This is a genomic window from Algiphilus sp., assembly GCF_965216485.1.
Lineage (GTDB): Bacteria > Pseudomonadota > Gammaproteobacteria > Nevskiales > Nevskiaceae > Algiphilus.
In genome coordinates, this window is record NZ_OZ244162.1 from 322,362 (window position 1) to 341,209 (window position 18,848).

General features: G+C 66.9%; 21 protein-coding genes. 7 read left to right on the top strand and 14 right to left on the bottom strand.

The window, feature by feature from the left end:
• Positions 1-46: 46 nt before the first annotated feature.
• The 4 genes from ACOOFO_RS01470 to ACOOFO_RS01485 are packed head-to-tail and all read right to left on the bottom strand — an operon-like array spanning position 47 to position 2,235.
• On the bottom strand, positions 47-1,054 hold the full coding sequence (locus ACOOFO_RS01470; protein ID WP_420427887.1) for an NAD(P)H-dependent glycerol-3-phosphate dehydrogenase: 1,008 nt from the start codon (positions 1,052-1,054) through the stop codon (positions 47-49).
• A gap of 2 nt (positions 1,055-1,056) precedes the next feature.
• Positions 1,057-1,533 carry a protein-export chaperone SecB gene (gene secB, locus ACOOFO_RS01475; protein ID WP_420427888.1) on the bottom strand — a complete coding sequence of 159 codons (477 nt, stop codon included), beginning with the start codon at positions 1,531-1,533 and terminating at the stop codon, positions 1,057-1,059.
• Positions 1,526-1,807: a glutaredoxin 3 gene (grxC, locus tag ACOOFO_RS01480; RefSeq protein ID WP_420427889.1), complete on the bottom strand. Its 282-nt coding sequence runs from the start codon at positions 1,805-1,807 to the stop codon at positions 1,526-1,528. Before grxC ends, secB begins: the two co-directional genes overlap by 8 nt.
• Complete coding sequence (locus ACOOFO_RS01485; RefSeq protein WP_420427890.1) at positions 1,804-2,235, bottom strand: rhodanese-like domain-containing protein; 432 nt, start codon at positions 2,233-2,235, stop codon at positions 1,804-1,806. Before ACOOFO_RS01485 ends, grxC begins: the two co-directional genes overlap by 4 nt.
• A 96-nt stretch (positions 2,236-2,331) precedes the next feature.
• Between ACOOFO_RS01485 and ACOOFO_RS01490 the strand changes: the two genes are divergently transcribed.
• The 3 genes from ACOOFO_RS01490 (at position 2,332) to ACOOFO_RS01500 (ending at position 5,792) form a co-directional block, all read left to right on the top strand.
• The gene (locus tag ACOOFO_RS01490; RefSeq protein ID WP_420427891.1) at positions 2,332-3,489 is read left to right on the top strand and encodes a murein hydrolase activator EnvC family protein; all 1,158 of its coding nucleotides are present in this window, start codon (positions 2,332-2,334) and stop codon (positions 3,487-3,489) included.
• 106 nt (positions 3,490-3,595) lie between these two features.
• Positions 3,596-4,984 (top strand): S41 family peptidase, encoded by a 1,389-nt coding sequence (locus ACOOFO_RS01495; RefSeq protein WP_420427892.1) that lies wholly within the window; start codon positions 3,596-3,598, stop codon positions 4,982-4,984.
• 19 nt (positions 4,985-5,003) lie between these two features.
• Positions 5,004-5,792, top strand: coding sequence for a divergent polysaccharide deacetylase family protein (locus tag ACOOFO_RS01500; protein ID WP_420427893.1), 789 nt, complete (start codon positions 5,004-5,006; stop codon positions 5,790-5,792).
• Here the strand turns inward: ACOOFO_RS01500 and ubiB are convergent.
• The 3 genes from ubiB to ubiE are packed head-to-tail and all read right to left on the bottom strand — an operon-like array spanning position 5,749 to position 8,725.
• Positions 5,749-7,338 (bottom strand): ubiquinone biosynthesis regulatory protein kinase UbiB, encoded by a 1,590-nt coding sequence (ubiB, locus tag ACOOFO_RS01505; protein WP_420427894.1) that lies wholly within the window; start codon positions 7,336-7,338, stop codon positions 5,749-5,751. The two genes, ACOOFO_RS01500 and ubiB, sit on opposite strands and share 44 nt — an antisense overlap.
• On the bottom strand, positions 7,335-7,970 hold the full coding sequence (locus tag ACOOFO_RS01510) for a ubiquinone biosynthesis accessory factor UbiJ (RefSeq protein ID WP_420427895.1): 636 nt from the start codon (positions 7,968-7,970) through the stop codon (positions 7,335-7,337). The genes ubiB and ACOOFO_RS01510 overlap by 4 nt, the downstream gene beginning before the upstream one ends.
• Complete coding sequence (ubiE, locus tag ACOOFO_RS01515) at positions 7,967-8,725, bottom strand: bifunctional demethylmenaquinone methyltransferase/2-methoxy-6-polyprenyl-1,4-benzoquinol methylase UbiE (protein WP_420427896.1); 759 nt, start codon at positions 8,723-8,725, stop codon at positions 7,967-7,969. The genes ACOOFO_RS01510 and ubiE overlap by 4 nt, the downstream gene beginning before the upstream one ends.
• Before the next feature lie 201 nt (positions 8,726-8,926).
• On the opposite strand from ubiE, the gene ACOOFO_RS01520 reads away from it, so the two are divergent.
• The 4 genes from ACOOFO_RS01520 to ACOOFO_RS01535 are packed head-to-tail and all read left to right on the top strand — an operon-like array spanning position 8,927 to position 13,083.
• The gene (locus ACOOFO_RS01520; RefSeq protein WP_420427897.1) at positions 8,927-9,679 is read left to right on the top strand and encodes a C39 family peptidase; all 753 of its coding nucleotides are present in this window, start codon (positions 8,927-8,929) and stop codon (positions 9,677-9,679) included.
• Positions 9,680-9,699: 20 nt separating this feature from the next.
• Positions 9,700-11,163 (top strand): RimK family protein, encoded by a 1,464-nt coding sequence (locus ACOOFO_RS01525; RefSeq protein WP_420427898.1) that lies wholly within the window; start codon positions 9,700-9,702, stop codon positions 11,161-11,163.
• Complete coding sequence (locus ACOOFO_RS01530) at positions 11,156-12,394, top strand: glutamate-cysteine ligase family protein (protein WP_420427899.1); 1,239 nt, start codon at positions 11,156-11,158, stop codon at positions 12,392-12,394. Before ACOOFO_RS01525 ends, ACOOFO_RS01530 begins: the two co-directional genes overlap by 8 nt.
• A 17-nt stretch (positions 12,395-12,411) precedes the next feature.
• Positions 12,412-13,083 (top strand): N-formylglutamate amidohydrolase, encoded by a 672-nt coding sequence (locus ACOOFO_RS01535; RefSeq protein ID WP_420427900.1) that lies wholly within the window; start codon positions 12,412-12,414, stop codon positions 13,081-13,083.
• Here the strand turns inward: ACOOFO_RS01535 and ACOOFO_RS01540 are convergent.
• The 7 genes from ACOOFO_RS01540 to ACOOFO_RS01570 are packed head-to-tail and all read right to left on the bottom strand — an operon-like array spanning position 13,052 to position 18,832.
• Positions 13,052-13,441, bottom strand: coding sequence for a gamma-butyrobetaine hydroxylase-like domain-containing protein (locus tag ACOOFO_RS01540; protein ID WP_420427901.1), 390 nt, complete (start codon positions 13,439-13,441; stop codon positions 13,052-13,054). The genes ACOOFO_RS01535 and ACOOFO_RS01540 overlap by 32 nt on opposite strands.
• The gene (gene hslU / locus ACOOFO_RS01545) at positions 13,441-14,820 is read right to left on the bottom strand and encodes an ATP-dependent protease ATPase subunit HslU (protein WP_420427902.1); all 1,380 of its coding nucleotides are present in this window, start codon (positions 14,818-14,820) and stop codon (positions 13,441-13,443) included. Before hslU ends, ACOOFO_RS01540 begins: the two co-directional genes overlap by 1 nt.
• Before the next feature lie 7 nt (positions 14,821-14,827).
• Entirely contained in the window at positions 14,828-15,379 is a 552-nt protein-coding gene (gene hslV / locus ACOOFO_RS01550) for an ATP-dependent protease subunit HslV (protein WP_420427903.1), read from the bottom strand.
• A gap of 56 nt (positions 15,380-15,435) precedes the next feature.
• Positions 15,436-16,356, bottom strand: coding sequence for a tyrosine recombinase XerC (xerC, locus tag ACOOFO_RS01555; protein ID WP_420427904.1), 921 nt, complete (start codon positions 16,354-16,356; stop codon positions 15,436-15,438).
• Positions 16,357-16,359: 3 nt separating this feature from the next.
• Positions 16,360-17,067, bottom strand: coding sequence for a DUF484 family protein (locus tag ACOOFO_RS01560; protein ID WP_420427905.1), 708 nt, complete (start codon positions 17,065-17,067; stop codon positions 16,360-16,362).
• Positions 17,052-17,921 carry a diaminopimelate epimerase gene (gene dapF / locus ACOOFO_RS01565; protein ID WP_420427906.1) on the bottom strand — a complete coding sequence of 290 codons (870 nt, stop codon included), beginning with the start codon at positions 17,919-17,921 and terminating at the stop codon, positions 17,052-17,054. The genes ACOOFO_RS01560 and dapF overlap by 16 nt, the downstream gene beginning before the upstream one ends.
• Entirely contained in the window at positions 17,918-18,832 is a 915-nt protein-coding gene (locus ACOOFO_RS01570; protein ID WP_420427907.1) for a haloalkane dehalogenase, read from the bottom strand. Before ACOOFO_RS01570 ends, dapF begins: the two co-directional genes overlap by 4 nt.
• Positions 18,833-18,848 lie beyond the last annotated feature (16 nt).

The window sequence follows — 18,848 nt, forward strand, 5'->3', positions numbered from 1 at the left end:
AGGAAATCCACCGCAGGGCTCTGCAAGGCCAGAGGTCCCGCTTGCGCTACTCCTGCTCGGCGCGCGGCGGGCGCGTAACCAGGGTGCGCAGCGCATCGTGCGGCGTCGTGTCGCCTCGCAGGATGGCGACAATCTGCGCGGTGATCGGCATGTCCACGCCCAGGCGCTCGGCAAGGCGCAACACTTCCGGTGCCACACGCACGCCTTCGACCACCTGTCGGATTTCCTTCTTTGCCGCGTCCAGAGACTTGCCGGCCGCCAGCGCCTTGCCCATGCGGCGGTTGCGCGACTGATCATCGGTACAGGTAAGCACCAGATCGCCCATGCCGGCGAGGCCCATCAAGGTGTCGCGTTTGCCGCCCAACGCTTCGGACAGGCGCATGATCTCGGCCAGCCCGCGCGTAATGACCGCGGTGCGGGTATTCGCACCCAGGCCGAGGCCATCAGTCAGGCCTGTGGCGATGGCGATGACGTTCTTGACCGCACCCCCGATCTCCACACCCACCACATCGTCGTTCCAGTAGGCGCGGAAGGCCCCATAGTGAAAGGCATTGACCACGTGCTCGGCGAAGGCTTCGTCGGTCGAGGCGATGGCCACCGCGGTGGGCAGCCCCAAACCGAGTTCCCGCGCGAAGGTGGGGCCGGACAGCACCGCCAGCGGATGGCCATCGCCCAGCACCGCGTGCACCACCTCGTGCGGCAGACGACCGGTCTCCGGTTCGAGGCCCTTGCAGGCCAGCACCAGGCCGCGCTGTGCATCCAGATGCGGGGCGATCTGCGCCAGCATGGCGGCCAGCGCATGACTGGGCACGGCAATTAGCACCGGACCATCGGTTGCCAATGCTGTGGCAAGGTCCGGCTCTGCGCGCAGCGCCTTGGGAAAGTGGCAGCCGGGAAGGTACTCGCTGTTCTCTCGCGCCGCATCCATGGCGCGCAGCGACTCCGCATCGCGTCCCCACAGGCGGACCTCCGGCAGATGCTGGGCCAGATGCACCGCCAACGCGGTGCCAAAGGAGCCCGCGCCGAGTACGGTCATGGCCTGTTGAACGGCCACCCCTATTGAACCGTGGCGGAAGGGGCCTCGTTGCTGGCGCCCTGCTGCTGACGCTCAAGATGCTGCCGATACAGCGCCTCGAAGTTGACCGGCTGCAGCAACAACTGCTGGAAGCCGCCGCGCTCGGCCAGATTCGAAATCGCCTCGCGTGCATAGGGGAACAGCACCTGCGGGCAATGGGTGTTCAACACCGAAGCGACGTCCTTCTCGTTGAAGCCTTCCAGCAGGAAGAGGCCCGCCTGTTCGATCTCGATGATGAACGCGACATCCTCCTCCAACTTGGCGGTCACAGTGATGCGCAAGGCCACCTGGAAATAGCCCGCCTGCTCCAGGGCATGCGTGGAGGTCGCCAGGTTGACGTCCACTGTCGGGTTCCAGGTGCGCTGGAAGATGGCAGGCGCCTTGGGGATTTCCAGCGAGGCGTCCTTGAGAAAGATTTTCTGCAGACTCAGTTGGCGTTGTTTCTGTTCTTCAGCCACGGTCGTTCTCCGAATTGCGGTAAGGCGCAAGCAGCGCGTCCAGTTCACCGGCGCGGTCCAGTGCGGCCAGATCGTCAAAACCACCGACATGACGCTTGCCGATGAAGATCTGGGGAACCGTGCGCGCGGCCGGGGCGCGGCGGCGCATCTCGTCGCGCGCCTGCGCGTTCTCATCGATGCGCAGGTCCTGGTACTGCACGCCCTTGCTGTCGAGAAGGCGCTTGGCCATCACGCAATAGGGGCAGACGCGGGTGCTATAGACGGCAATGCTCATGACGATGGGGTACGAATAGGTAAACCGGCACCTTGCCAGGCGTTGATGCCTCCACGCATGGCATAGGCTTCCTCGAAGCCGCGCTGACGGAGTTTTTCCACCACCGCGGGTGCCGTGCCACCGAGTGCGCAGTAGACGATGACCGGCTTGGTCTTCACCTTGTCGAGCACCTTCTTGTGCTCATCGAGCTTGGCAGACGGCACATTGACCGCGCCGATGACATGACCGCGCTTGAAATCGGCCGGAGACCGTACGTCGATGAACTGTGCGTCGCGGTCGTTGGACAGACGCACCGCCTCGGTAGGGGTCAACCGCTTGCCGCCGCGCAGAATGCCGTGCAATTCATTGGCAATCAGCAACAAGGTCACCACGCCGAACAGCGTGAACAGCACGGGGTTGCGCGCGACGAAGGAAAGAAACTCATCCATGGGGAGCGATCACAAGGGGTCGGAACGCGTCGGCCGGGCCGACGCACAATGGCATTATCGCACCTCTTGGCCCCACCTTCTGACTGCCGAACCCGCATGCACTTGCGCGCGATGCTGCTCCGCCCCTTTCTGCTGGCCACCCTGTGCGCGCTGACCCAGGCAGTGGCGGCGGATGACTACGCGCAGCGTCAGCAGGAACTGCGCAAGGTGCAGGAGCGCATTCAGGCCCTTGACGCCCAACTGGCGGAACAATCCGAACGGCAAAGCGCACTGCGCGAGGCGTTGGCGGATGTCGAACGCGCCGCATCGGCGGCCGCCGACAAGCTGGCCAAGACGCGCGAGGCCTTGCGCGACCTGCAGGCCCGACAGCGCCAGGCCTCCACTGCAGTGCGCGAGGCCGAGGCCGAACTGCGCCGGCGCGAGGAGGCCCTCGCCCAGCAGTTGCGCGCGGCCTGGCGCCTGGGCCGGCAACCGCAACTGAAGTTGCTGCTGCAGCAGGACGGCCCGGAACGGCTCAGCCGCATGCATGCCTACTTTGCGCGCATCGGCGAGGCCACCATGGAGGATATTGCCCGCACCCGGACGCTGCAGGCCGAGCACGAAGCCGCGGTCGCGCGACTGGCCGACACCCAGCAACGCCTGCAGGCCGCCGAGTCCGAACAGCAGGCCCTGCTCGCCGCACAGAAGCGGCGACGAGAACAGCGAGCCGCCACGCTCGACGCGTTGAAGCGGCGCATGGCGGACGATCGATCCGCGTTGGCCGATGCCCGCGCGGATCGCGAAGCGCTGGAACGTCTGGTCCAGGGCCTGCGCAACGCACTGGCGGACATTCCGGCGGATGTTGGCAAGGCCAAGCCGCTCACAACACTGCGCGGACAACTGCCCTGGCCGCTTCAGGGCCCGGTACTTGCAGCCTTCGGGTCCACGCGCCCCAGCGGCATGCCGTGGAAAGGCATCTGGGTGGGCGCGGAAACCGGCGCGCCCGCGCGTGCCATCGCCCCGGGCCGCGTCGCCTGGGCCGGCTGGATGCATCGCTACGGACTGGTGGTCATCGTTGAACACCAGGGCGGTTTCTACAGTCTGTACGGGCACGCCCAGCGCAGCCTGCGCACGGTGGGCGAATGGGTGGACACCGGCACAGTGCTGGTGACAGCCGGGGATTCCGGCGGTCAGGCGCGCAGCGGCATCTATCTGGAACTGCGCAAGGGGGCGGACCCGGTCGACCCCATCGCCTGGCTACGCGCACGCGGCTGAACACTCGTGCGAGAGCCATCCACCCTCTGTCCGGCGCAGGGCAATCGCACGCACGGGCTGTGCTAGGCTCGGCCCACTCGATTATTACGATTCCCCGACGAGTCCCATGGCATCAACGCACTCGCTGCGCACCGTCGCAGCCATCGCTTTCGGTACGGTCTTCGGCCTGTCCATCGCCCTGACGCACGGCGTGCTCGCCGACCGCAGCAGCGAAGAGGCCGCCAACGTCAAGGCAGCGGGTCTTCCAGTCGAAGACCTGCAGACCTTCGTCGAGATCCTGTCGCGCGTGCAGGACGGATACGTCGAGGACGTCACCGACAGCGAACTGCTAGAGAATGCCATCCGCGGCATGCTCAGCGGTCTCGACCCGCACTCGGCCTATTTGGACGCGCAGGAATTCGAGGACATCACCGCCTCCACCCAGGGCCAGTTTGGCGGGCTCGGCATCGAAGTGCAGATGCAGGATGGCCTGGTGCGCGTGGTCGCGCCCATCGACGACACCCCGGCGGCACGCGCTGGCGTCGAAGCTGGCGACCTTATCGTCAAGATCGACGACACCACGGTCAAGGGCATGACCCTCACCGAGGCCGTGCGCAAGATGCGCGGCGAGCCGGGCACGGATATCGAACTGACCATCGCCCGCGAAGGCGAGGCGCAGCCAGTCATCATCAGCATCACCCGCGACATCATCAAGGTGTCCAGCGTGCGTACCCGGATTCTGACCGACGACATCGGCTATATCCGCATCAGCACCTTCACCAACAACACCAGCGACAACCTGCGCGAGGAAATCGCCTCCATGCGCGAGGATTTGGGCGACACGCTGCGCGGCATCGTCATCGACCTGCGCAACAATCCGGGTGGCGTACTCAACGCGGCGGTCGAGGTCTCGGACGCCTTCCTGGACGGCGGCAAGGTGGTTTCCATTCGCGGCCGAAAGGAAGGCCAGGTACGCGATTTCAACGCGCAGAAGGGCGACCTGGTTGCCGGCATGCCCATCGTGGTGCTGGTTAACGGCGGCTCGGCCTCGGCCTCGGAGATCGTTGCCGGTGCCCTGCAGGACCATCGCCGCGCCGTCGTGGTCGGCAGCAAGACCTTCGGCAAGGGCTCGGTACAGACCATCCTGCCTCTATCCAACAACGGTGCCGTCAAGCTGACCACCGCGCGCTACTACACCCCGGACGGACGCAGCATCCAGGCAGAAGGCATCACGCCGGATATCGAACTGCAGTCCTACAAGCTGGAGCGCGTCGAGACCGGTCTTTCCATGCGCGAGGCCGACCTCGGCAACCGCCTGTCCAACGGTCAGGAAGATGCGGACAGCGAAGAGCAGCGCAAGGCGGTCGAGCGCGCCGAGGGCAAGGATGCCAAGGACGAGAGCGACAGCAAGCGCAAGCCGAAGAAGCTGGGTGATATCGCCAAGGAAGACTTCGCCCTCTACGAAGCCATCGTGGTGCTGCGCGGCCTGATCGTCGCCAATCGCGGCCGAGACTGAGCGCCTGCCGGTGCCCGGCATGCGCGCGCGGCGGCACCACGGGCTCGCCCTGGGTCTGCTCCTGACGCTCGCCGCCGCCACCGCCTCGGCCAACGGCCTGCGCGTGGCGGTGATCCTCGACGATCTCGGCGAGCAATACAGTGCGGGCGAACGCGCGCTGCAGCTGGACGACGCCGTCGCCCTTGCCTTTCTTCCCGGCGCCCGCCACGCCGCCACGCAGTCGGCACGCGCCGCAGCGCAGGGGCATGAAATTCTGCTGCACATGCCGATGGAACCCCAGCCCCATGCGCGCGCCCATCCGCAGGCGCTGCGTATGGGCAGTGATGTACAGCTGATCGCTCGGCGTCTGCATCAGGCCCTCGCGGATCTACCTCACGCCAGCGGCATCAACAACCACCAGGGCAGTCGCTTTACCGCGGATGCCGCCTCAGTGAACGCCTTCATGACGGCACTGCGCGCGCAGTCAGGGCTGTATTTCCTGGACAGCCGCACCACGGCTGCATCCCGTGCCTTCGACGGGGCACTGGCGCACGGCATTGCCGCCGGCAAGCGCGATGTCTTCATTGATCATGAGCGCGGTGCGGATGCTGTGGCCGCTGGTTGGCAGCGCCTGCTGCGCACCGTGCGCCGCCAGGGCAGTGCCATTGCCATCGTGCACCCCTATCCTGAAAGTCTGGAGCTGCTGGAGCGTGAATTGCCTCGCCTCGCGGCGCAGGGCATTCAGCTGGTGCCGCCTTCCCGTCTGCTGCAGCAGCCAGACGCGCTCAGCGCGCGCGCCACCAGCTCCACGCTGCCAGCCCTGCACTGAGCCAGACGGCACCGCTGCCCCCGGGCAGGGCAACATCCTGCGACAGCATCCAGCCGAGCGCCGCGGTGAGCAGGGTGAAGGTAGCAGCGACCACGGTGCGCCGCGTGCGCCGCTGCCCTTCAGCGAGCTGGCGTTCCAGCTGTGCCAGCCGCGCGGCAGTGCCGATCTCGTCCGCTCGCTCGGCACGCAGCAGGGATTGCTCGGCGAGCCGCGGCAGGGCTTCGATGACCAGTGGCAATTGCGCGCGCAGCGCCGAGGACAGCTTGGCTGGCGAAAGGCGGTCGCGCATCCAGTCCTCCATGATTGGCTTGGCCGTCTTCCACAGGTCGAGATCCGGATCGAGCTGGCGCCCCAACCCTTCGACCTGAAGCAGGGTCTTCTGCAGCAGCACCAGTTGCGGCTGTACCTCGTAGCGGAAACGGCGCGCAATCTGGAACAGCCGGAGCAGGAAGAAGCCGAAGGAAATGTCCTTGATCGGCTTGCCGAAGATGGGTTCGCAAACGGTGCGGATAGCTGACTCGAAGTCCTCCACCCGCGTATCCGGTGGAATCCAGCCGCTGTTGACATGCAGTTCCGCGACGCGCCGGTAGTCCTGATTGAAGAAGGCCAGGAAATTCTCGGCGAGGTAGCGCTGATCCTCCGGCGTCAGGCTGCCGACGATGCCGAAATCAATCGCCAGGTAGCTCGGCGATGCAGGATCGGAGGTGTCGACGATGATGTTGCCGGGGTGCATGTCGGCATGGAAGAAGTTGTCGCGGAAGACCTGCTTGAAGAAGATTTCCACGCCCCGCTCGGACAGCACCTTGAAGTCCACGCCCTTGGCGCGCAGCGCGTCCAGATCGCGGATCGAGGTTCCAAACACGCGCTCCTGCGTAAGCACTTCGGGGCGCGTGGCCTCCCAGATCACCTGGGGGTGATAGATCAGCTCGGAGCCCAGCCAGTTGCGGCGCAATTGGGCGCAGTTGGCGCCTTCGCGCATCATGTCGAGCTCGTCGAAGAGAATGCCTTCGAATTCCGCGACCACTGCCACCGGACGCAGCCGCGCACCTTCGGGGTGCACGCGTTGTACCCAGCGCGCCAGGGTGTACATCAGACCGACATCGCGGGCGATGGCTTCGCGCATGCCGGGGCGAAGAATCTTGACGATGACCGGCATCCCCGCGCTGCCGTCGGCTTCGCGCAGGCGGGCAGCGTGCACCTGCGCCACCGAGGCCGAGGCCAGCGGCTCGGTCTCGAATTCGGCGTAGAGCGCATCGATGGGCTGGCCGAGCGCCTGCTCGATGGCGGCACGGGCGGTGGCCGAATCGAAGGGCGGGACGCGGTCCTGCAGTTTAGCCAGCTCGGTGGCGATTTCGGGTGGCAGCAGATCGGGACGCGTCGACAGCGCCTGCCCGAATTTGACGAAGACCGGCCCCAGCGCCTCCAGCGCCAAGCGCAGCCGCTCTCCCTTGTCCTGAGCGTTGTCGCGGATGTCGCCGCGCAGCAGTTCGCGCAGCCGGTAACGCCGCACCACGCGCAGGATGTGCCAGAGCCGACGCAGATTCATGCGTGGCCCCGTCGCGGTTGGCCACCGCGGCGGCGTTCCAGGCGCTCGACGCGGGCACTGACGCGAGCGGCCCGATCACGCAAGGCGTCGACGTCGCGGATGAACTGCTCCACGCTCTGGCGGTCGGCGAGATCCTCTGTCTCGTACTGCAGATAGTCGACCGCCTGACGCGTGACGCTGTCGAAGGCCTGGCGCGCCCACTGGAACAGACCGCCGGCGGCATCGGCAACACGCTGGGCCGCAATATCTCCGAGGTAGGGCTCGAGGATCTCGGCGAGATCGAAGCCCACCTGCAGCAACAGTGCCTGGAATCGCTGCAGCAACTCCGGGTCCCCCTCCACGCGCAGACCGCGCGGCAGGGCGTTGCCGCGGCTCAGCTGTTCGCGGAACAAGGCGGCGAAAACCCCGGGCGTACCCTGCACCGTGGCATCCGGACGGGACTCCACCTCGGCAGCCACGCGCACGCGCTCGCCGATGAAATCGAAGACGATCCACCAGCCGGGCGGTTCCACATGCACGGCCAGCGCACGGCCATGCAGCTCTCTCAGCGCATCGAGGGCGGTCTCGTCCAGCGCGATATAGCGATTCAGCGCGACCTCGATGGCCCCGCACAAAGCCGCGGGTGTGCTCACAAGCGGTAGCCGCGATGGACGGCGACCACGCCGCCGGTGAGGTTGTAGACCTGGGTACGCGCGAAGCCCGCGTTTTCCATCATGCCCTTCAGGGTGGACTGGTCGGGATGCTTGCGGATCGACTCCGCGAGGTAGCGGTAGGACGCCTCGTCGCGCGCGACCACGCGCCCGAGCAGGGGCAGCACGCTGAAGGAATAGGCGTCATACACGCGCGAGAAGGTGGGATTCAGCGGTTTGGAGAATTCCAGCACCAGCAGGCGTCCACCCGGCTTGAGGCAGCGGTAGATGGAGCGCAGTGCGGCGTCCTTGTCGGTAACGTTACGCAGGCCGAAGGCCATGGTCACGCAGTCCAGGCTGGCATCCTCGAAGGGCAGGCACTCGGCGTTGGCCTGTACGTAATCCAGATGCTGGACAATGCCTTCGTCGTCGAGGCGCCGGCGGCCTTCCTGCAGCATCTCGGCATTGATGTCCGACAGCAGCACCAGGCCATCCGGCCCGACCTTGCCCGCGAAGTCGCGCGCCAGATCGCCCGTCCCGCCTGCAAGATCCAGCACCGTTTCGCCGGAGCGGACATCCGCCAGGTCGATGGTGAAGCGCTTCCAGATGCGGTGCACGCCCATCGACATCAGGTCATTCATGATGTCGTAGTTGCGTGCCACCGAGGAAAAGACGGCACCGACGCGCCGCGCCTTCTCGGCGACGGGCACCTCCTGATAGCCGAAATGGGTCGTGCCGGCGGGCTTGCTTTCACTCATGTGCGCAGTGTAGCCGAGGCGGCCCCGCCGCTTCCTTCTGGCTTCGCACGCGCGCTGAACGAAGTGCAGCACAGCCAGCTGCCTTTGCTGATGGCGAGCGGAAAGCATTGGCACGCGGCGTTGCCATCGCTCGCGGCAAGTACCTATTCTGCTTTGCACGAAGGCACCGCATAATCCGCCACCCGATCCCGCAGCCCGCCCTTGGACACCCGTCTCGCCCTCGACATCCCGCCGCAACCGGACGACGTCACCTGCGGCCCCACCTGCCTCAAGGCGCTCTACCGCTACTACGAGGAGGGGGATGCCGTGCCGGCGGCGCACCCGCCCCGCCCGGAGATGGATGCCCGCGATATCGCGCGGCTGACCGAGGAGATCCGCACCCTTCCCGACGGCGGCACGCTGGCGGTCTTTCTGGCCAACCACGCCCTCAAGCGAGGCTACGGCGCCACCATGTACACCTACAACCTGACGGTGTTCGACCCTAGCTGGTTCGCGCAGCCGGAGACGGACTTTGCCGCCAAGCTGGATGCCCAGCTTGCGGTCAAGCAGGGCGACCCACGCATTGCCGCCGCCACCGCCGGTTACCGCGAATTTCTGAAGCTGGGGGGCCGCCTGCGCTTCGAAGATCTCACCGGTGCTCTGATCGGCCGCATCCTGTCGAGCGGCAAACCCATCCTCACCGGGTTGTCCGCCACCTACCTGTATCGCGCCATGCGCGAGCGACCGGACACCTCGGAAGACGACGACGTGGCTGGCTGGCCCAGCGGGCACTTCGTGGTGCTCTGCGGCTACGACCCGAAGCACCGTCAGGTGCTGGTCGCCGACCCCTACGCCGCCAATCCGCTGGCTGACGGACAACGCTACACCGTCAAGCTGTCGCGCCTGATCGGTGCCATATTTCTGGGTGCTCTCACCCATGATGCCAATCTCCTGATCCTGGAGCCCCAACCCTGAAGACCATCCTTGTCGTCGACATGCTGTCGGACTGGACCACCGAGATCCCCGGCGTCACGGTGGTGGCCGCGCGCGACTATCTGGCCGCCGAGGACCGCAGCTACCCCCCTGGCCTGCGCGTCTACAACCTGTGCCGTTCCTATCGCTATCAGCGCAGCGGCTACTACGTCTCCCTTCTGGCGGCGGCACGCGGCCACCGCCCGCTGCCCGATGTCGCCACCATCCAGAACCTGAAGACCACCACGCTGGCGCGGCTGGCCGGCGACGAGCTGGAAGAGGCCATCGAGCGCAGCCTGCGGCCCATCGCCTCGGAGCAGTTCGAGCTGTCCATCTACTTCGGACAGAACCTGGCGGCGCGCCATCAGCGCCTGGCGCGGGCGTTGTACAATCTGTTCCCCTCACCCATGCTGCGCGCCCAGTTCCGACGCGGCAAAGCCTGGCGGCTGACCAGCCTGCGCGCCCTGGGCCTCGATGAAGTGCCCGATTCGCACCGCGCCTTTCTTGGCGATGCCGCCCGCGCCTGGCTGGGCAAGCGCCGACGCACCACCGCGCCAAAGCGAGAAGGCGGCTACGACATGGCCATGCTGGTGGCAGAGGCGGAACACGACGCGCCCTCCAATGCGCAGGCGTTGGCGGCCTTCGAGAAAGCAGCACGCCGCAACGGCTTTCAGATCGAACGCATCGACCGCAACGACTTCGCCGAGATTCCTGCCTACGACGCCCTCTTCATTCGCGAAACCACGCGGGTTAACCACCATACCTACCGCTTCGCCAGCCGCGCCGCTGCAGAAGGCCTTGTGGTCATGGACGATCCGGTATCCATCCTGCGCTGCACCAACAAGGTCTTTCTGGCCGAACGCCTGGCGCGGGCCGGCGTCGCCACGCCGCCCACGCTGATCGTGCATCGCGGCAATATGGATCAGGTCGAAGCCCGTCTGGGTCTGCCCTGCGTGCTGAAGCAGCCCGACAGCGCTTTCTCCCGCGGCGTGGTCAAGGCCGAGACGCGGCAGGAATTGCACAGCGCGCTGGAGCGTCTGCTTTCCGGCTCCGACCTCATCGTCGCCCAAGGTTTCGTGCCCACCGCCTTCGACTGGCGGGTGGGCATCCTTGCCGGCGTGCCGCTCTACGTCTGCCGCTATCACATGGCGGAGGCGCACTGGCAGATCGTGCGCCACGGGCCGGAAGGCAAGAAGGACGAGGGCAATACCGACACGCTACCGGTCGAGGCGGCGCCGCCGGCGCTGCTGCGCACCGCGGTGGCGGCGGCGCGCGTGATTGGCGACGGACTCTACGGGGTGGATATCAAGCAGGTGGGCAACCGATTCATGGTCATCGAAGTCAACGACAACCCCAGCATCGATGGCGGCATCGAGGACGAAGTGCTCGGCGACGCCCTCTACGACCGCATCATGGCGGAGTTCGCGCGCCGGGTGGCGGCGCGCAAGGCAGCCAGCGGCAATGGCGAGGGCAGCGACCGTGGCTGAGCGCGACGATCTTGACCTGTGGGAAGGCTATGGCATCGAGATCGAGTGGATGATCGTGGATGCGCACAGCCTGGATGTCCGCCCGGTGGCGGACCACCTGCTGGCCGGTGTCGCAGGCCACGGCGCCACCGAATTCGAAGACGGCGCGGTCACCTGGACCAACGAACTCGCACGCCACCTCATCGAAGCCAAATCCACCGGACCGCTATCCGCCCTTGACGGTGCGGACAGCCTCTTCGGCGAGGCCGCGCGCAAGATCAATGCCCGCCTGGCACCGGAGGGGCTCTGCCTACTCCCCGGGCCCATGCATCCCTGGATGCAACCGGAACGCGAGTTCCAGCAGTTCCCGCACGGGCAGGACGCCATTTACCGCCTCTTTGACCAGGTCTTCGACTGCCGCGGTCATGGCTGGTCCAATCTGCAGAGCCAGCAGATCAATCTGCCCTTTCACGGCGACGCGGCCTTTGGTCACTTGATGGCGGCGGTGCGCGTGCTGATGCCCTTGCTGCCGGCGCTGACAGCCGCCTCGCCCTTTGTGGAAGCCGCTGCCGCCCACACGCCCAACCATCGGCTCACGGTCTATGCCGGCAACTGCGCACGGGTACCTTCGATCACCGCGCAGGTCATCCCTGAACCCGTCTTCACCATCGATGCCTATCACGAACGCGTGCTGGCGCCGATCCTGCGCGACATGGCCGCGCACGATCCCGAGGGATTGCTGGAGGCCGAGTGGACCAATGCCCGCGGCGCCATCGTGCGCTTTTCGCGCAATTGCATCGAGATCCGGGTCATGGATACCCAGGAATCCCCGGCAGCCGACCTCGCCCTCGCCGAGCTGGTGGTGGCGGTGGCACGCGGGCTGGTGGAGGAACGCTGGTCCAGCGGCACTGCGCAGGCGCGCATGGCGCAGGACCGGCTGGTGCACTGGTATCAGCAATCGGTGCGCCACGCCGAAGGGGTACGGATCGAGGACCGCGCCTATCTGGCCTTGTTCGGCTATGGCGGCGACGCGGCTTCGGGCTGGCAGCTCTGGGAACGGCTGATCGAAGAGGCGGCCGCCGCCGGCGGCCTGTCTGCCGCGGCGGGCCGGCACTGCGAGCACTGGCTGCGCCACGGCACGCTGGCCAGCCGCCTCGTGCAGGCCGTGGGACCGTCGGTATCGCGCGAAACGCTGCGGCCGGTCTACCGGCGCATGGCGGATTGCCTGCAGCAGAACACGGCCTTCGACTGATGCCGGCCGGAGTGGTGGTGAGCTGCGAGCACGCCGCGCACGACCTGCCACCGGCCTATCGCGATCTGGTTCCGGAAGCGGTGCGCAACAGTCACCGCGGCTGGGATGCGGGCGCCCTCGACCTTGCCAAAGCCCTGGCCGTCGCCCTCGACGCGCCCCTGCACGCGGGCCAGTACAGCCGCCTGCTGGTGGACCTGAACCGCTCCACGCACCACCGTCAGCTATTTTCCACTGCGAGCCAAGCGCTGGGGGCTACCGAGCGGGCCGCCATCGTGGCGCGCTATTACCAGCCCTTCCGCCGCGCGGTTCGGGAGGCCGTGGAGGCACGCCTGCCCTGCCTGCACCTGTCCGTGCACAGTTTCACGCCCTGCCTCGATGGCGTCACGCGGCACACCGATATCGGCCTGCTCTATGACCCGCGCCGCCCACTCGAGCGGGCGCTGGCCAGCGCCCTCGTGCAGACACTGCGCGCTGCAGGCGCCTGGACCGTGCACCGCAATCAGCCCTATCGCGGCTGCGCCGACGGGCATACCACCGCGCTGCGCCGGCAGCTGCCGGGAACGGTTTATGCCGGGCTCGAAATCGAGATCAATCAGCGCTGGGTGGACCACCCGGAGTGGCCGCACCTGCAGCACGCCGTCTGCACGGCGCTGCGCGCTACTCCCTGGCCCGATGGTGCAGGGATTTGAGGCTGGCCACTTCGGATTCGCGCGACATGCCGAGCTCCTTCAGAGCCTGCAGATAGTGCTGCCAGAGATCGTCGCCCTCACGCCCGAATCGCTCGAGCAGTTCCCAGGTGTAGAGCCCGGTATCGTGGCCGTCGTCGAAGACGAGCTTGACCGCGTACTGGCCAACGGGCTCGATGCGGTCGAGCCCGACCTGCTTCTTGCCCGGCACCACCACGGGCCGACCATGGCCCTGCACTTCGGCCGAGGGGCTGTGCACGCGCAGGAACTCCCAGGACAGCTCGTCCTCCCGCCCATCGGCCCAGGTAACCTTGAGCGTGCGTGCCGACTTGCGGCGGGCGATGCGGACCGGCGGCTGCATCAGAGCACGTAGCGCGAGAGATCTTCGTCGGCCGCAACGTCGGCCAGGCGCTCGTCGACGTAGGCCGCGTCGATGGTGACCGTCCCGCTGGCGTGGTCCGGCGCATCGAAGGCCAACTGCTCCATCAGTCGCTCCAGTACGGTATGCAGCCGGCGCGCGCCGATGTTCTCGGTCGATTCGTTGACCCGCCAGGCCGTCTCGGCCAGACGCTGAATGCCGTCATCGGTGAAGGCAACCTCGACGCCCTCGGTGGACATCAACGCACGGTACTGCTGGGTGAGGGCGTGCCGCGGCTCGGTCAGAATGCGCTTGAAGTCGTCCACCTTGAGCGGCTTCAGTTCGACACGGATGGGCAGACGGCCCTGCAGCTCCGGGATCAGATCGGAAGGCTTGGCGACGTGGAAGGCACCGCTGGCGATGAACAGAATGTGATCGGTGTGCACCGAACCATACTTGGTGGAGACCGTGGAGCCTTCCACCAGCGGCAGCAGATCGCGCTGGACGCCTTCGCGCGAGACATCGCCGCCGCCGCTGTAGTCGCCGCGCTTGCAGACCTTGTCGATCTCGTCGAGGAAGACGATACCGTTCTCCTCGGCATTCTTGAGGCCCTCGCTCTTGATCGCGTCTTCGTCGATGAGGCGGGCCGCCTCCTCGTCGACCAGCGGCTTCCACGCCTTGCCGATGGTGATCTTGCGCGACTGCTGATGCTTGGACTGCATGCTCTGGAACATGGATTGCAGCTGCTGCGTCATTTCCTCCATGCCGGGCGGTCCCATGATCTCCATGCGCGGGTTGTTGCCCTGCAGGCTGAGCTCGACCTCCTTGTCGTTGAGCTTGCCCTCGCGCAGCTGCTTGCGGAAGACCTGGCGCGCCGCGCTGCCTTCGCTGCTGCTCTGATTGCTGCCGGACTCGCCGTACTGTTTGGCGGGCGGCACCAGGGCATCCAGGATGCGTTCCTCGGCCGCCTGCTCCGCCTGGGCGCGCACGCCTTCCATGGCGATCTCGCGCGCCTGCTTCACCGAGGCATCGACCAGATCACGGATGATCGACTCCACATCCTTGCCGACGTAGCCGACTTCGGTGAACTTGGTCGCTTCCACCTTGATGAAGGGCGCCTTGGCGAGCTTTGCGAGCCGGCGCGCGATCTCGGTCTTGCCAACACCGGTCGGCCCGATCATGAGGATGTTCTTGGGCGTGATTTCCGCGCGGATATCCTCGGCGATCTGCTGCCGGCGCCAGCGGTTGCGCAAGGCAATGGCAACGGCGCGCTTGGCTTCGGCCTGGCCGACGATGTGGCGATCCAGCTCGTCGACGATCTGGCGCGGCGTCATTACGGTGCCGGGTTGGGTGCCCGCTGCGGTGGGCGTCATGTCATTCATGGCGGTCCTAGGCCTGGTCCGCGGTGGGAATACGCTCCACCGTCAGGGAATGGTTGGTGTAGATGCAAATGTCGGCCGCGATGTGCATCGCCTTGTCGACGATGTCGGCGGCGGAAAGCTCGGTGTTGTCGAACAGGGCACGCGCGGCGGCCTGGGCGAAGGGGCCGCCGGAACCGATGGCCATGACGCCACCCTCGGGCTCCATGACATCGCCGTTGCCGGTGATCATCAGCGAGGTCTGGGCGTCGGCTACCAGCAGCATGGCCTCCAGTCGGCGCAGCATGCGATCGGTGCGCCAGTCCTTGGCCAGTTCCACCGCCGAGCGCAACAGATTGCCGCCGTGCTGTTCCAGCTTGCCCTCGAAACGCTCGAACAGGGTGAAGGCATCGGCCGTGCCGCCGGCAAAGCCGGCAATGACCTGTTCGTTATAGAGCCGGCGCACCTTGCGCGCATTGCCCTTGACGGTGGTATTGCCCATGCTGACCTGGCCGTCGCCGCCGATGGCAACTTCGTTGCCGCGACGTACGCAGAGAATGGTGGTGCCATCGAATTGCTGCATGCTCGCGCGCGCTCCTTCATGTCCGACCCGTCTACCTTGGGGCGGATGCCTGCAAATCAAGCGCGATCGTCGTCCGAATCCGGTTTCCGCCGCGCACGCGGGTGCGCATCGCGGTAGACACGAGACAAATGATCGAAGTCGAGCTGGGTATAGATCTGCGTACTGGACAGGCTGGCGTGGCCCAGCAGTTCCTGTACCGCGCGCAGATCGCCACTGCCTTCGAGCATGTGCGTGGCGAAGGCATGGCGCAGCCGATGCGGATGCACGCGCACGCCCAGGCCGGCGCGTTTGGCGCGCTGCGCCAGGCGTTGCTGGATGCTTCGGCGCGACAGACGCGTGCCACGGCTGGACACGAAGAGCGCCGCCTCGCCCGGCCGCGCCAGTCTGGCACGCTGCCGGCACCACGCCCGCAGCGCCTCGCGCGCCAGCCTTCCGACCGGGACAATGCGCGTCTTGTCCCCCTTGCCGGTGACACGCAGTTCACCGCCCGGATCGAGATCGTGCAAATCGATGGCGGCCAGTTCACTCAAGCGCAGACCGCTGGAGTAGAACAGTTCGACGATGGCGCGATCGCGACAGGCGATGGGGCTGTGGTCGTCCGGCTCTGCCTCGGCCAGCGCGCCCGCCTGCTCGCGCGACAGGGTGCGTGGCAGCCGCTTCTGCGCCTTGGGCGCGCGCACGCCCTGCGCCGGGTTGCGCTCGGCGGCGCCCCCTTCGATCAGCCACTGGTAGAAGCTGCGCACCGTCGACAGGTAGCGGGCGATGCTGGTCGGCTTGTGGCCGGCCCAGGCGCAATCGGCCACAAAGCGGCGCACGAGGTGGACATCGACCTGGTCGACCGTGTTAACCCCCTGGCCTTCGGCAAAGGCCTGGAAGCGCGCCAGGTCGCGCTCCGCGGCTGCGACGCTGTGCGGTGAGGCGCGCCGCAGATGGCGCAGGGCGTGCAGATACTCCGCGCCACCCGCCGCCAGATTCATGGCCTAGCCCAGGCGCGCACGCAGGCTGGCGGTCACCAGTTCGGCCAGCATTTCCAGGAAAAGCTTGCCCTGCTCCTCGGTGAAGCGCTTGGCGTCCTGGGTTCCCAGCACCAGCAGGCCGATGATCTCCTGCTTGTCGAGCGGCACCACGGCCGCCGAGGCCGGCAGCACCTTGGCGCGCGGGAAAACCAGGCGTGCGCGGGCGTCGTCGAGCGGACCGGTCTCAATCAGCCGCGTCCGGAAGCTGTTGTCGAAGGCGCGCGCGACACTGCCCTTGGCGTCGATGCGCGTCAGGCCGTCGATGTCGTTGCGGCGCAGCTTGGGAGCGAGCACACCCAGAAAGATATCGTCGATATCGAATTCCTCGCGCAGCAGCTTGCGCAACTGCACCACCATCACCGCCAGAGTCGGCGCGCGCAGCAGCATCTGTGCCACGCGCAGGATCTTGCGGGCGCGGGTCTCGTTGTCGCGCGCGGTGTCCATGAGCTGATGCAGCCGGGCGTCGAGCCGCGCGTTCTTGGCGCGCAGCCATTCCACCTGACGCTCGATCAGGGAGCTGGCGCTGCCGCTGGCGTGGTGCAGATCGGCGGCCTCGAGCACATCCGGACGGTGCGAGAAGAACTCGGGATGGGCCAGCAACCAGGCGTGCACGGCGTCCGCGTCGAGTTCGGGCGTATCGGCGTCGGTGCGCGGTGCTACGGATTCGGCCATGTCAGACAACCATCAAATACATGAGTGGCGGCACCGGTCATCGCGATCGGCGCATCCAGGGAGGATAGCGAACCCTCCCAGCCGATGCGCAGATCACCACCGCGCAGATGTAGGGTGGCCTCCGCATCCAGCACGCCGCGAAGCATGCCCGACACGGCGGCGGCGCAGGCGCCGCTGCCACAGGCCAGGGTCTCGCCGGCCCCGCGCTCGTAGACGCGCAGGCGAGCATGACGACGATCGAGCACCTGCAGGAAGCCCACATTCACCGACGCCGGGAACAGCGGCATGGCCTGCAGGGCACGCCCCAGCGCCTCCACCGGTGCCTGGTCCACATCGTCGACCAGGAGTACGGCGTGAGGATTTCCCACCTGCACCAGGCCGAGGCGCTGTACGCCATGGCCGGGAACCTCGACGGTGTATTCGGCGGCCGCCGTCTCGCGCAGCTGGCTGGGCAATGCGGCGGGATCAAGCGCCGGCGGCGCGAGTTCAACGCAGATCGGGCCATCATCGCAGCGACGCAGCCGCATGGTGGTATCGCTGGTACGTACCTGCACCTGATGCGCGTCGGACAGCCCGCGATGCTCGATGAAGCGCATCAGGCAGCGCGCCCCATTGCCGCACTGGCCGGAGGGGCTGCCGTCGGCGTTGTAGATGCGGTAGTCGAAATCCACGTCGGGCTGGCTCGGCGGATCCAGCACCAGCACCTGATCCGCACCGACGCCGCGATGGCGGTCGCACAGCCATTGCAGTTGCCCGGCATCCGGGGTGAAGGCCTGGGCGGTGGCGTCGACAACGACGAAGTCGTTGCCCAGCCCATGCATCTTGGAGAAGTGAAGGTTGCCGCTGGCGCTCATGACGGGAGTTCGGCTGTGTGCAGGGTGGTGGCACGAATGAGCGCAAGAATACGCTGCGCCAGCGCCGGACCCTGGTCCTCCTGGATGAAGTGCCCGCCCGGAAGCCGGTCGTGCGGCTGCCCGGCCGCGCCCGGCACATGGCGCTGCAGCGCGCGGTCGGCGCGGCCGAGAATCGGATCACCCGTGCCGAAAACCGTCAGGAAGGGCTTGTGGAAATTGCCCAGCACCTGCCAGGCAGCCCGGTTGGCCGGCACTGCGGGGTCATTGGCATGGGTCGGCACCAGCGCCGGGAAGGCACGCGCGCCGGCTTGATAGCGCGACGACGGAAAGGGGGCGTCATAGGCCTGGCGCTCTGCCTTGCTCAGCCTGCGCGCCGAGCCGATGTCGACAATACGGCCGGCGGGGAAGATGGGCGCGTAGAGGGCAAAGGCGCGCCACAGATGAAAGGCCAGCGGTACGCCATGCTCAGCCGTGGGCAGCATGCCGTTGCCGACCACGACGCGCGCGAAGCGCTCCGGATAGCTTCCGGCCAGGCGCAGCCCGATCAGCGAGCCCCAGTCCTGGCAGAACAGGGTGATCTCCCGCAGGCCCTGTGCCTCGACCCATTGCCACACCCAGTCGACATGGCGTTGATAGGAATAATCCGACACCCGGGTGGGCTTGTCGCTGCGCCCGAAACCGATCAGATCCGGCGCCATGGCGCGCATGCCGGCCTGAGCGAGCGGCGGAATCATATGCCGGTAGAGAAAGCTCCAGGTGGGCTCGCCGTGCAGCAGGAGCACCACCGGGCCATCCTTCGGGCCGTCCTCGACGTGGGCCATGCGCACGCCGTCCAGATCGGTGTAGTGCGGCGCGTAGGGGAAGTCCGGCAACCGGGCGAAGCGCTCCTCGGGGGTACGGAGCAGTTTCATGGGCGTTCTCGTCGAC

Coding starts and splice junctions, on each gene's coding strand:
- grxC (WP_420427889.1), bottom strand. CDS start 1,807: ATGAGCATTGCCGTCTATAGCACCCGCGTCTGCCCCTATTGCGTGATG.
- ACOOFO_RS01485 (WP_420427890.1), bottom strand. CDS start 2,235: ATGGATGAGTTTCTTTCCTTCGTCGCGCGCAACCCCGTGCTGTTCACG.
- ACOOFO_RS01490 (WP_420427891.1), top strand. CDS start 2,332: ATGCACTTGCGCGCGATGCTGCTCCGCCCCTTTCTGCTGGCCACCCTG.
- ACOOFO_RS01495 (WP_420427892.1), top strand. CDS start 3,596: ATGGCATCAACGCACTCGCTGCGCACCGTCGCAGCCATCGCTTTCGGT.
- ACOOFO_RS01500 (WP_420427893.1), top strand. CDS start 5,004: ATGCGCGCGCGGCGGCACCACGGGCTCGCCCTGGGTCTGCTCCTGACG.
- ubiB (WP_420427894.1), bottom strand. CDS start 7,338: ATGAATCTGCGTCGGCTCTGGCACATCCTGCGCGTGGTGCGGCGTTAC.
- ubiE (WP_420427896.1), bottom strand. CDS start 8,725: ATGAGTGAAAGCAAGCCCGCCGGCACGACCCATTTCGGCTATCAGGAG.
- ACOOFO_RS01525 (WP_420427898.1), top strand. CDS start 9,700: ATGCTGTCGGACTGGACCACCGAGATCCCCGGCGTCACGGTGGTGGCC.
- ACOOFO_RS01540 (WP_420427901.1), bottom strand. CDS start 13,441: ATGCAGCCGCCGGTCCGCATCGCCCGCCGCAAGTCGGCACGCACGCTC.
- hslU (WP_420427902.1), bottom strand. CDS start 14,820: ATGAATGACATGACGCCCACCGCAGCGGGCACCCAACCCGGCACCGTA.
- hslV (WP_420427903.1), bottom strand. CDS start 15,379: ATGCAGCAATTCGATGGCACCACCATTCTCTGCGTACGTCGCGGCAAC.
- xerC (WP_420427904.1), bottom strand. CDS start 16,356: ATGAATCTGGCGGCGGGTGGCGCGGAGTATCTGCACGCCCTGCGCCAT.
- ACOOFO_RS01560 (WP_420427905.1), bottom strand. CDS start 17,067: ATGGCCGAATCCGTAGCACCGCGCACCGACGCCGATACGCCCGAACTC.
- dapF (WP_420427906.1), bottom strand. CDS start 17,921: ATGAGCGCCAGCGGCAACCTTCACTTCTCCAAGATGCATGGGCTGGGC.
- ACOOFO_RS01570 (WP_420427907.1), bottom strand. CDS start 18,832: ATGAAACTGCTCCGTACCCCCGAGGAGCGCTTCGCCCGGTTGCCGGAC.